The following is a 12,252-nucleotide window of genomic DNA, read 5'->3' as shown; positions in this document are numbered from 1 at the left end:
GCCCGCCGACATCTCTGCCAGCGCCGGCCGCGCGCCGCTTCATCCCACTGGGCGCGGGACGTCTGTCGTTCGCGCTCGTTGCCGTCGACCAAGGGCCCACGACTGTGTGCTCGATCTGGCACAAGTCCGGCACCTGGTTCCGGCGTGCCATGAAAGGGGCCGCAGATTATACACAGAACTGGCCGCATTGCTAAATCCTTTTAGGTCTTTTCCTGGCGGTCGGTAACCTAACAATCCCTAGAGCCACAACACTTTCCAGGAGAATTCGTGACCGAGCATCGCGATTTCGGCAGGTCGAGTCGATCCGAGGTGCGCGCGCAAGAGCGCGCTGACGCGCTGCATGCCCCGGCGGTAGCCGTGCCCGGGCAGAAGGGCAGGAGGTCCAAGGTGACAACTGCAGCAGCCCAACCTAAGAAGCGAGTCGTACGCCTTAAGCGGAAGGGCGGCCCAGTAGAGCTGGAATTCCAGCCGATCGAGAACGGTATGGATTACCTCCTAAGCGTTACCCGGCACCTTGCCGATAAACCGACCGCTCGCGATTTGAAGTACGCCGTACTGCATCTACATTCGGCGGTTGAGGTACTTCTGAAAGCGCGTCTGATGCAAGAACACTGGGCCTTGGTGTTCGAGAAGCCGGAAAGCGCAACACGAGGAGACTTCGAAAAAGCAGAGTTCAAAAGTTGTGGTGTCGTGGACCTGCTTAGACGATTGGAGCACATTGCGAATCTGGACCTTGGATATCGAGGGCGTTTGGAGCAGCATATTAGCAAGCTCGTAAAGTGGCGCAATGCGCTTCAACATTTCGGGCTGACCACCCCTGCCCCGGCAGTAGAAAGGACGGCTGTTAACATCCTCGACTTTCTACTTGAATTCGTTCAGAATTACTTGCGGCCTGTACTGGACAGAGCCGGGCAGGCCACGCTCGACGAGGAGATGGCGGCAGTAAGTGACGGACTGGGGGAGATCAGGAAGCTAGTCACCTACCGGTGGAACCGGCTCCGCCCAAGCCTCGCGGGGCTGCTGGACAAGACTGTCACCTGCGGTATGTGTGATCAGGCGGCCCTCGTAGTTGACGGTCGCGATCGTGCTTGTCGCTTCTGTCAATTTCGAGGGGAAAGCGGTGAAGACGCGGCGGTGCTGTATGCCGAGTTCGTTTTGAATCGCCCTCCCTTCGATGGCGGGGATGTTGAACCGGTGGTAGATGAGTGCCCGGACTGTTCTTCTGCTGCACTCGTACAGGGTGCCAGGATGGCATCAGGTCGCATAACCGGCTACTTGTGTTTTCAGTGCGGTTTGGATTTTGATGAATGGGCCATCTGTGTCCGCTGTGATGTGCCGATGCTTATGGTGGATAAGAACGATATCTGCGAAAGTTGCATCGCACGCAATGCGGAACAAGCCGGGCGAGGAAGCTGAGCAGGGCCCAGCAGCTCCGGCCAGCGAGCCTGAGCGTCCGGAGTCGCCGCTGACACCAGCTGCGTCAGAGAGGCTCCGGAGGGCTCGTGCATCTCACGCATGTCAGCAGGTCAAGGCGCTACGGATTGCGACTCTGACCGTGCCAGTCCCCGAATAGGCCACAGACCCGCGCAGAGCAAGGTAGATCAGCTCGGACGGGACGAACAGGGGTTGCGCTGATCACGGACGTCGGCACGAGCTCGGCAAGAAGCGTTGTTCGAGGCACTGCCTAGCGCAGCTCTGGTGGCGACGGAGCTTAGGTGTATGGGTCCTGAGGGGCTGTCACCCCTGCTGCTAGCGTCTTTCGCGCAGTCACATCAGCGGACTCAAGCTGCTCCCCTCCGCCGTTTGGGGCGGTTCCGGCAACGCCGGCGGTCGCCGCCGGAACCGTCTCACCAGCACAGCGAGCTCGGAGGGTGTGCGAGCCTTCCCGACGCGGATCTGCTTATAGCGACAGGTCGGTTGAGGACGATGTCATATCCTTCCCAGACCAGGGCCATCCCGTCGGCCACACGTGCACTCAGCTCGTAGCGGTTGGCGATGCGTCTGGTCCGGCCCATGATCGTATGGTGGCATCTCCCGATGTCATGGCGCACCCTGTCTTTGATTGATGTACGTCAGGTTCATGCGGTAAGCGGCTCCTTACTCATGGTGAGCGAGAGGTGGCTACGCTAGCCCGGCGCACAAAACGGGGTGGGAAGAGGAGCTGGGGGAAGCGTGAGCGGTACGGGGCGGGGACCGTCGAGGACGACGAGCCAGGAGCTGCACCAGATTGAGGAGGGACTCAAGCGGAGCTATCGGGGACTCATCGACGAGAGCGGCCTTGAGCAGAAATCGGGTCGCGAACTGGAGCGCGCATGGCTGTCCCGGGCAGTGGCAGCGACGGCGCTACGCCGCAAGACCGGGCTTGACCGAGAAACCTGCGCGAAGGCCGTTATAGACGGGTATGACGATGGCGGTCTCGACGCAGTCGCGGTCACCGACGGAGCCCAGGTGTGGCTCGTCCAGGCGAAGTGGAACGACAAGGGGAATGCGGGCTTCAACCAGAACGCGGCACTCGCCTTGGTCGACGGGCTCAGCCTGTTGGAGCAGCGCAGGTTCGACGTGTTCAACGACAAGCTGCGGCCATTCACTGCGCAACTGGACTCCGCGCTGGCGGACGCCCGCCTGAAGATCCACCTGCTGATCGCGCTCGTCGGGGACGACCCGCTCAGCAAGCACGCTACCGAGGTCCTGGAACGCGCTGTCGAGGATCACCGCGGGCACGGCCCCATGCTCGACTACGAGCTCCTGGGCGCGGGTGAACTGTTGGAGCAGCTCAAGGACGACCGGTCGCCCGCCCCGGTGAACGTGATCGTGCGAATGCAGAAGTGGATCAAGCGCGATACGCCGTTCACTGCTTTCCAGGGTACCGTTGCGGCTGGTGAGGTGGCCGGATGGTATGACGAACACGGTCACCGCCTCTTCTCGCAAAATATCCGAAACTCCCTCGGGCTGACCCCGATCAACTCGGGTATTCAGAAGACCTTGGCCGAAGAGCCCGACAACTTCTGGTATTTTAATAACGGCATTACGGTGCTGTGTGACAGCATCGAAGAGCGATGGATCGGGCGTCGTCGCCCGGATGAGCCGGTGGACCTCATCTTGGGTAACGTCAGTGTCGTAAATGGCGCCCAGACCGTGACTTCGGTACATGAGGCACGGAGCCTGACACCGGACACGGTCGAAGATGCAGATGTTAGCGTCCGGGTAATCGCCCTGGGCGATCTCGGCGACGAGCGGGCCACCTATGCGAAACGCATCACGCAGACCACCAATACTCAGAATGACGTGTCGCTACGGGACTTCATCGCCCTGGATGACACTCAGGCGCGCATCCGTGAGGACTTCGACCTTTCCCTTGGTAAGCAGTACGTTTACAAGCGCGGTGAGGCTGATCCGGCGCCGGAAGCGGGGTGCTCGGTGGCCCATGCAGCTGTCGCGCTGGCTTGTGCGCACCGCACCCCCGAACTGGCCGTTCGCGCCAAGAGGTCGACGGACCTTCTCTGGGAGAGCGGCCGAATCGGAAATTATGCACGGTTGTTCGGCGAGGAACCGAGCGCCCTGCGTATCTGGCGCTGCGTCCTGATCCACCGTGAGGTCGGCGAGGCGCTGGAGCGGCTGCACGATCAAGTGCGCGGCCGGGCAGCCGACACGACACTTCGCGGTGACCTGCTCGTGAGCCATCTGGTCTTCCAGCTCCTCGCCCCCGGTATGGAGGACATCGACGACCCGCGCTTCGACCTCGCACCCCTCCTCGCCAGCGTTCCTGACCTGGTCAAACCAATCGTGGACTGGCTCATCCACCAGATCGACACGGTCTACGGACCGCAGTCCTTCCTCACCAGCACCTTCACGAACGAGGATCGCTGCAAGGAACTCGTCGGCCTTGTCCTACCAATGGTGCGGGCTGGGCAGCCTGTCCCAGAGGTCCCCGAGAACTACCAACCGCCCACCCCACAGCCCCGCCGTCCACGCCGCCCGAACGCGGTACCTACCCTAGTGACCGCACGCCTCCTGGCAGAGGGCACTCCCGTCCAGTACGTCCCACTGAACAGTACGGAAGAGAAGGCGGTACGGGACTGGCTGACCGCCGACCCTCGTCGGGAGCAAGCGAGTTGGACGAACGACCGCTCCAAGCCGCTTGTGTGGACCTACGACGGCACCTCCTACTCGGCGAGCGGGCTCGTCAACCGGATCTGGGAGCTGGCCGGCTGGGAACAGGCACCGACCGCTGTGCAGGGACCAGCACGCTGGATTGTCGGCGGCCAGAAGTCCCTGTATGACATGGCCATGGATTGGCTGGCCACCGAGGAGGAGACAGAGGGGTAAGCCGTCGGGCGGTGGGGCTGCGTCAGACGCGGTGCTCTAGGGCGAAGAACGGCGCCCCGGGCGGGGATGGACGGTGGCCCGGTGCTGAAGCGAGGTGTGCGCACGCCCCGCCATATTGTGGGCAGAGGGCGGCGGCACTCGCAGGGGAGGGGGCCGAGGCGTCCCCCGGGAGATCCCTCCCCTCAAGCATTCATACTTTTGGATCTTCCGGTCCACCCTCAGGCTCCGTGCGCGCGCGCCGAGACTGGTACAGATAGGCGCCGATCAGCTGAATGAGCTCTTCGGCTCGCTCACTCTCGCCGGTCAGCGCGCCAGTCAGCTTCCCGAAGGCCCCCTCGTTAAGCACGGCCGCGTCGGTAACGGCCTCGCGCAGGTCGGGGGAGATGAGGAACTGGTCCTGGGCGTTGTTGTCGATCTGCTCGGCGATCCGCGGATCTTCCGCGGCCATCCCGGCCGCTGCTGTGACGAAGCCGCCGATCTGCGGGTCCGCGAACTCGCCCCCGAACAGGCTGTTGATCTTGGCGACTACCTCCGACAGCAGCACCTTCTGCGGATCCTGGGCCACGGCGGTACCGATGCCAGTGACACCCCGCAGCCCGGGCGTCTCCTGGCCTCCGGACAGGGCTATAGCCGCCTTGCCCTGGTCAATGTGCCGCACTCGCTTGAGGACTATCCCGGACAGGTCCACGTCGGCGCGCGCATCGTCGACCGCGAGTAGGCGCACCAGTTGGCGCAGGAACTCGGCGAGCTTCTCCAGGTCTGTGGTTGCGTAGTCGACGACCTGAGACATGAAGTCGTAGAGGCGGACGTAGGAGCCGCAGTCCTTGCGGAAGGTCCGCAGCTCGTTCAGAGCCTCGCTGTCGTCCCTCTCGGTTGCGTCGGCCCATCGGTTGGCGAACTCGTCGCGAGCCGGCGCGATCGCCGCCGCCAGCGCCGAGTGCCGCTGCTGGCCCCACCAGACTTCGGCGTAGCGTTCGACGTCGGCGCGGGTGTAGATGCCGGGCTGGGCGAGCTTCATGGCGAGTTGGTGGACGAGGTTGGGGTCGGTAGCAGTCTCGACGTGGGCCTCGGTGTAGTACTGCAGGAATGCATTCTGGATGTCGACGGGGTCGTTGACGAAGTCGAGGACGAACGTCTGGTCCTTCGCCTCGCCCGACGGGGCGCGATAGGTGCGGTTAAGACGGGAGAGTGTCTGGACGGCGTGGACATCGGGGAGTTGCTTGTCGACGTACATTGCGCACAGCAGCGGCTGGTCGAAGCCGGTCTGGAATTTCTCCGCCACCAGCATCAGCCGGTAGTCGGGGCGCCGGAATTCCCGGGCGAGATCGGATCCGAGGCCCGGGTTTAAGGACGCTTCGGTGGCATTCTCCAGGCCGTAGTCCTCGTCGGTGAAGTCACCGGAGAACGCGACGACCGTCTTGAGCTTGTAGCCCTTGGTGCGGATGTAGTTGTCCGTTTCGATCTTGTAGCGGACGGCTGCTTGGCGTGAGGAGGTGACGACCATGGCCTTGGCCTGGCCATCGAGGAGGCGCGCGACGTTGGCCCGGAAGTGCTCGACGATGATCCCGACCTTCTGCCCGACGTTGGACGGGTGAAGGTTCTTGAACCGCATGATCTTCTTCGTCGCGACCTTTGGGTCGACCAGTTGACCGTCCTCACCGCTGCTGATCGTGGTGACGACGCCGTCGGCGCCGCGCTCCTCGATCTCGAACGCGGTCTTGTACGTCTGGTAACCACGCAGCACGTCGAGGATGAACCCCTCCTCGATGGCCTGCCGCATCGTGTACACGTCGAACGACTCGGGCTTGCCATCGTCGCCGGCACGCCCAAACAGCGTCTTCGTCTTGTGCTTCGGCGTGGCGGTGAACGCAAGGAACGACACGTTCGGCGACGAGGCTCGGTTTGCCGTCTCGGCGGATATCCGGCGCTCGCGCTTGGCCTGCTCATCGTCGGCGGACAGGAGCTCGTTGACGACATCCTGGGTGTCGACCACCTCGTCCTCGGCGACTTGCCCACCCTCGGTGAGGACCTTTTTCAGGGCATTGGCCGTCTTGCCCGACTGGGAGGTGTGGGCCTCATCGACGATGACAGCGAACACCTTGTTGCTGAACGTGGTGTCGATCAGGCCCTTGACGTAGGGGAACGTTTGGATCGTAACGACTACGACTAGAGCAGGCCCGGTCAGCGCGTCGAGTAGGGCCCTGGACTTCGAGCCGCCGGCGCGGCGCACGGCGGCGGAATCGATGACGGCCACCGAATCGCCGGAGTCGTCGACCTGGCTGACGGCGTCCTGGAGCTGCCGGTCGAGAATTTTCCGGTCGGAGACAATCAGGACCTTGTCGAAGACCTTGCGATTGTTCCCATCGTGCAGCCGAGCAAGGCGATGCGCGGTCCAGGCGATCGTGTTGGTCTTGCCCGAGCCGGCCGAGTGCTCGATCAGATACCGCCGCCCCGGCCCGCCAACGCGTACCTCGTCGACGATCCGCCGCACCGCGCGCCACTGGTGGTAACGGGGGAACAGCAGCGTCGTCGTCCGCTTGATCTTCCCGGTGGCCGGGTCCTCGTCCTCGTCCTTGCGCAGGAACATCAGCGCGCCGAGGATGTGTAGCCAGTTGTGCCGCTCCAGGACCTCCTCCCATAGGTAGGAGGTGGCCGCACCGTTCGGGTTCGAGGGGTTACCTTTCGCGCCGTCGGCCTGGCCCCGGTTGAACGGCAGGAAGTGGGTCTTGTCGCCAGCCAGCTTCGTGGTCATCCAGACTTCGTCGTCGTCGACAGCGAAGTGGACCAGGGCGCGAGTGCCGAAGCCAAGGAGCGGTTGGCCTTTCGGATGGCGGTCCTGCTTGTACTGCTTGACCGCAGTGAGCCACTCTTGTTTGAAGAACGACTTGAGCTCCAGCGTCGCCACCGGCAGCCCGTTCACGAAGAACACCAGGTCGATCGACCGGTTGTCGCCGCGAGCCGACGAGAAGTGCACCTGCCGCACCACCCGCAGTCTCACGGACTCGTACGCCTTCGTCACCGTCGGATTCAGGGTGGTCGCCGGCGCGAACTGGCACATCCGGAAATGCGCTGTCGCACCACGGGTGTGTGAGAACCTCCGCCGCAGCACGTTTAGCGTGCCGCCACCTGAACCCATGGGCGCACCCAGGCGTGCAACGAGCGCGTCGAGTAGCGCATCCTTGTCGGCCTGCTCGGTAGGCGTGCCAACCTTGACGACCTTCTCGTACTCCTCGGGCTGCGCCGTCTGTAGCCACCAGTGCACGTCCTCAGGCCACAGGGCGCGCTTCGCGTCGTAGCCGTCGTCGGACAGGCTGTACTCCCAGTCGTGAGCCGCCAAGTACTCGGCGATCTCGGCTTCGAACGCCTCTTCGCGGGTCTGATCCGACGCAGTCATCGTCAGCCTGCCTTCCGGGCGGTGCGTACGTCGAGTTGTCCGTTCACAGCAGCCGTGATGAGCGCGGCACGACGCTCCCTGGCGAAGGCGATGTGCTCCTGCGCCTTGGCGATAAGGGCATCGATCATCGTGGTCTGGTCGTCGAGATCAACGAGGATCCCGCGCTGCTCATCGACCGGTGGGAGCGCCATCGGAAGGTTAACGATGTCGGACTGGCTGATATTCAGCATCGAGGAACTCGCGCCGGTAGCTCGCATTTCTATCAAGTCACGCCACTTACGACTTCCAAGCAGGGCGGCAACGAATTGGGGGAGTGCCTGATCCTCCTTAAGCGTGAAAGCATAAAGCTTGTCACTCAGCATCAGCCGCGGGAAGTCACCGTCGACCACTGCTGCGCTTCCAACGAGATCGCGAGTGTTTGCGCGAGACACGATGAGGTCACCACGTTGTACGACGGCCCTAGGTCGAGGAGTTACCTCTGCGGGAAGCTCCTTATTCTCCATGTGACGGAATAGTCCGCCGTTCACGGAACCTGCCTTGAGAATAGCCCAGGAGTCGATCCCATCAGCGGGCCAGGAGTAGCACTGCGGGCTCCATCCTTGACGCACCGACCGAACAATGTGCTTCAGTCTGGGACCCCTTGTGCCAACTTCCGACACAGCGGCTTCGATCGCGGCACGTCGCCGTTCCCGGAGGTACTCGATGAACTCTTCCTGCTTGGAGACCAGGGCGTCGATCTGCGCCGTCTCACGATCCAAGAAGTCAGCGATGGTCCGCTGCTCAACGAGGGCAGGTGCGGAGACCTCGAATTTGGACACCTTGTCGGCGGTGAAGTGCGGAATCGTCGCAGTGCTTGTGACGAGGTCGATCCGGCCACGAGTGAGTGCGTCCTGCAGTGCATAGTCGAGGAACCTCCCATCGGCACGCCCAGCGAGGGGGCGCAGACGAATGATCGAGTTCTGGAAACCCCACCCTGGTAGGTCCTCACTGAGCACGGCTGATCGACCATAACCGGCACCACCTTCAACGATCACAACGTCGCCGCGTCGGAGGTCAAGTACTCGCAGTTCGCTCGGATGGAACCACATCGGCTGTTCCGGCAGATCAATGATCTTCCCGTGAGGTTGGATGTGTGCGGCTCGCAGGTATGGTGCGAGGATGTCAGATGGGCTCTTCGACTCCGGCTGAACCATTTTCCCGAGTGCGACCTCCGCCAGTCGTTTCACTGGCAGAACAGCGCTCACGCCTCCACCGCCCGCAGCATCTCCATGATTTCGCCAACAACGCGCTTGAGGTCAGCGTCGATTTCCTCCAACGGGCGGGGCGGAGTGTAGCGGTAGAAGTGCCGGGTGAACGGGATCTCGTAGCCGGTCTTCGTCTTCTTGTCGACCCAGGCGTCGGGAGCGTATGGCTCTACCTCAGTCTTAAAGTAGGCGGCGATGGTCTCTTGAGCGGCGTCGTGGGTTTTGGGGTAACCGCCCCAACCGAAGGGGATGTTCTCGGTGTCGCGCAGATCAGGGTCGGGCTCAATCTCGCCCTTGTGCGGGCCGGAGGCGTAGCGGCAGATGTCGGCGTCGTCATCGTGTTCGCCGATCGTCTGCCACAGTGTCTTGCGCTGAGCAGCGGTCAGCGTGACTGAGCACTCGCGCAGGTGCTTGCCGAGATCATGGAGGAACTCCTCCCTGTTGAGGTAGACCTGCTCGCCGAAGGAGCCGAGGACTCCAACCAAGCCCGGGATCTTGCCAAGGGTTCTGTGGTCGGCCACCTCAGCGATCCGCTCGGCGGTGCACTGAAACCTGTAGCGCAGGGGACGCTCGACGGTGATCGTCCAGTAGGCGAAGTCGCGGTTCTCGAAGATCTTCGAGGTGTCCGATGCCTCGCGGGAGGCGAACGCCTGCACGATCGCCGTGCGAGCGTCGTCAGAAATTTCGACGCGCTTGGAACCGATCGATTTGCGCAGCTTGGAGCCGAGCCCGGTAGCGTCGATGAGCTGGACGGTGCCCTTGCGTTCGGTGGGCTTGGCGTTCGAGAGGATCCACAGGTAGGTGGGGATGCCGGTGTTGTAGAACATGTCGTTGGGTAGAGCGACGATGGCCTCGACCAAGTCATTCTCCAGCATGTGCCCACGGATGTTTGACGGTCCGGATTCTGCGCTGCCGGTGAAGAGCGGCGAACCGTTGAGGACGATGCCAGCCTTTCCACCGCGGCCGTTTTCGTCCACGTCGCGCATCTTGGAGGCGACGTGCAGGAGGAACAACATTGCGGCGTCCCCGATGCTGGGCAGTCCGGGAGCGAAGCGCCCCTGACCGCCGCGCTCATGCGCGGCGGTCACCTCGGAGGCGACGGCCTTCCAGTCCGTGCCGAACGGCGGGTTGGACAGGACATAGTCGAACTTGCGGTCCTCGAATCGGTCGACGACGAGGGTGTCGCCTTGGCGGACGTTGGTAGGGTCTTGGCCCTTGATAAGCAGGTCGGCCTTGCAGATCGCGTAGGTACGTGGGTTGATCTCCTGACCGAACAGGGCCGTTGAGGCGGATGGGTTCAGGTTGTGGAGGTGCTCGTCGGCGACGGTCAGCATGCCGCCGGTGCCCACGGTGGGGTCGTAAATGGACCGGACCTGGCCTCGGCCGCGCAGTGCCTCGGTGTCCTCGGCGTAGACGAGGTCGATGAGGAGGCGGACGACGTCGCGGGGCGTGTAAAACTGGCCGGCGCCGTCGTTCGCGGACTCGGCGAACCGGTAGATGAGGTTCTCAAACAGGTCGCCCATGTCGGCGTTCGAGACGGTCTCAGGGCTCAGGTCGATCTTCTGGAAGTGTTTGACTACCGGCGAGAGGCGATCGCGAGCGTCGAGTGTGCGTAGGACGTTCTCAAAGTCGAAGGACTTGAACACGTCCAGGTTCGACGAGAAGCCAGAGACGTAGTCGATGAGATTGGCCGCGAGGTTGTTCGGGTCCTGCAGAGCCGTTTCCAGGGTGTACTTGCTGGTGGTCCAGAAGTTCAGGCCCGCATTGTCCGGCGTGCGCGTCTTGAGCTTCAGGTGAGTGCGACGCTGCTGATCACCGGGATACTGGCTGATGATCTCGGCCATCACCTCCCGGTGCGGTTCCATCACGCACTCCAGCCGGCGCAGCACGGTGAACGGCAAGATCACCGAGCCGTACTCGGCTTCTTGGTAGGGGCCACGCAGGGTGTCGGCGACGCTCCACACGAACTGACTGAGGACGCTCACGCAGGTCTTCTCCGGTCTAAGGCTTGGGCGGTCACAGCTCTGCTCGATAGGAGCCGTGCGCGTTAACCGAACCCTATCCGTCGGGACCTGCCCGAGGCAGAGCAGTGGTCAAGGTCGTGAGGTCGGTGGAGCGGCTTTGGGCTGGAGCTGCTTTGGGGCGAGTGATCATGGCCCCGTAAGCTTCCGGCGAGTCGGGCAGTCTGTGGACCTGCCCGTTAAAGCACGACGGTGGGGCCATGATCTTCGAGGCTCGCCCCAAAGTGGCTGCCTAAAGCCGTGGAGCCGACCGCCCCAGCCACGACGTACCCCTTCTCTGACATCAGGCGGCTGAACGCTTAGTGCGTGGCCCGGGCGCCGGCCGGGCTGGAGCGGGGCGGAGACAGGAGCGCAGGCCCGGCCGGGGGCCGGGCCGCGCGCGGTGAGCGGAGCGAGCCGCCTTGAACCAGTAGAGAAAGTTGTAACTCAGTCTGTGGCGCGGGGCGTGAAGTCGTATGCGCAGGCTGGGAGATCGACGCCTTGGCGGTGGGCCAGCGGTAGGAAGACCACTGGTCGGATCGTCCATGTGATGCGGGTGCTGGCGTGGGTCAGAGAGACCGTGCAGGGTTCCATGCGTAAGAGGGCTCGGCGCGTGTCGATGCGGCCGTCGTAGAGCCAGGCCCAGGCCTCGTCGGAGGCGTCAGGGTCGAGTGCTGGTGAGATCGTGCGCAGGGCGACTGCTACCCATCTGTCTGCCTGTGGTGCTGAGTAGGCGTCGAAGGATGCCCGGAGTGCCGGCCATCCTGTCTCGTCGTTGGCGTCTTGGGTCCAGCACTCGCACCAGAAACCCCGCTGGGGCTTGTCCATCAGCACGGGTGTCCTCCCGGCCGGGTGTCCGTGAACAGCTCGGCGGTGACGGTGTAGCCGCTGTGGCTGCCGTGGACAACGACCCGGTGTGCGATGACGCTGACCATGCCCAAGCCGCGGCCGTGGACCGCGTCCTCGCTCGGCTGCTCGACCTTCGGGGCCGTGCCCGTTCCTCCCTCGTCCGTGACCGACAGGGCGACCACCTTGGGGGAGACCGCGAGGGCCAGGTGGAAGCTGCCGAGTCCACCGCTCGCCGTGTGGAGGATCGCGTTCGCGCTCAGCTCGCTCACGATCAGTTCGGCGTCGTCGGCCAGGGGAGATCCGCGCAGGATGTCCCGCGTCCAGCGCCGGGCCCGGCTCACCTCTTCCGGAAAACCTGGGCAAGTGAGTCCCCAGACCCGGGCGGTGCTCGTATACTCGTGCATACAAGTTCCTTCGTGCTGGTAGGCCGCCATGTGCA

General features: G+C 63.4%; 7 protein-coding genes. 2 read left to right on the top strand and 5 right to left on the bottom strand.

Going from position 1 to position 12,252, the window contains the following annotated elements; all coding sequences use genetic code 11:
• Positions 1-267: 267 nt before the first annotated feature.
• Together ACIRGB_RS00555 and ACIRGB_RS00550 are read left to right on the top strand one after the other, a co-directional pair.
• Complete coding sequence (locus tag ACIRGB_RS00555) at positions 268-1,416, top strand: hypothetical protein (protein ID WP_403856968.1); 1,149 nt, start codon at positions 268-270, stop codon at positions 1,414-1,416.
• 756 nt (positions 1,417-2,172) lie between these two features.
• Positions 2,173-4,326 carry an AIPR family protein gene (locus tag ACIRGB_RS00550; protein WP_403856965.1) on the top strand — a complete coding sequence of 718 codons (2,154 nt, stop codon included), beginning with the start codon at positions 2,173-2,175 and terminating at the stop codon, positions 4,324-4,326.
• 190 nt (positions 4,327-4,516) lie between these two features.
• Here ACIRGB_RS00550 and ACIRGB_RS00545 read toward each other — a convergent pair whose 3' ends face one another.
• The 5 genes from ACIRGB_RS00545 to ACIRGB_RS00525 form a co-directional block, all read right to left on the bottom strand.
• Positions 4,517-7,720 carry a type I restriction endonuclease subunit R gene (locus tag ACIRGB_RS00545; RefSeq protein WP_403856962.1) on the bottom strand — a complete coding sequence of 1,068 codons (3,204 nt, stop codon included), beginning with the start codon at positions 7,718-7,720 and terminating at the stop codon, positions 4,517-4,519.
• Between the two features lie 2 nt (positions 7,721-7,722).
• Complete coding sequence (locus tag ACIRGB_RS00540) at positions 7,723-8,964, bottom strand: restriction endonuclease subunit S (protein ID WP_403856959.1); 1,242 nt, start codon at positions 8,962-8,964, stop codon at positions 7,723-7,725.
• Positions 8,961-10,949, bottom strand: coding sequence for an N-6 DNA methylase (locus tag ACIRGB_RS00535; protein ID WP_403856956.1), 1,989 nt, complete (start codon positions 10,947-10,949; stop codon positions 8,961-8,963). Before ACIRGB_RS00535 ends, ACIRGB_RS00540 begins: the two co-directional genes overlap by 4 nt.
• 462 nt (positions 10,950-11,411) lie before the next feature.
• Positions 11,412-11,792, bottom strand: a complete 381-nt coding sequence (locus ACIRGB_RS00530; RefSeq protein ID WP_358279708.1) for a hypothetical protein — start codon at positions 11,790-11,792, stop codon at positions 11,412-11,414.
• Positions 11,792-12,217 carry an ATP-binding protein gene (locus ACIRGB_RS00525; protein ID WP_362225003.1) on the bottom strand — a complete coding sequence of 142 codons (426 nt, stop codon included), beginning with the start codon at positions 12,215-12,217 and terminating at the stop codon, positions 11,792-11,794. Before ACIRGB_RS00525 ends, ACIRGB_RS00530 begins: the two co-directional genes overlap by 1 nt.
• Positions 12,218-12,252: the final 35 nt, after the last annotated feature.

The sequence above is a fragment of the Streptomyces sp. NPDC102490 genome (assembly GCF_044765285.1).
In the GTDB taxonomy this organism is placed as follows: Bacteria; Actinomycetota; Actinomycetes; order Streptomycetales; family Streptomycetaceae; genus Streptomyces.
This window is presented reverse-complemented; position numbering and strand designations above follow the sequence as displayed.

What these genes read in the sequence shown, in the direction of transcription:
- ACIRGB_RS00530 (WP_358279708.1), bottom strand. Translation starts at nt 11,792, where the DNA reads ATGGACAAGCCCCAGCGGGGTTTCTGGTGCGAGTGCTGGACCCAAGAC.
- ACIRGB_RS00545 (WP_403856962.1), bottom strand. Translation starts at nt 7,720, where the DNA reads ATGACTGCGTCGGATCAGACCCGCGAAGAGGCGTTCGAAGCCGAGATC.
- ACIRGB_RS00525 (WP_362225003.1), bottom strand. Translation starts at nt 12,217, where the DNA reads ATGCACGAGTATACGAGCACCGCCCGGGTCTGGGGACTCACTTGCCCA.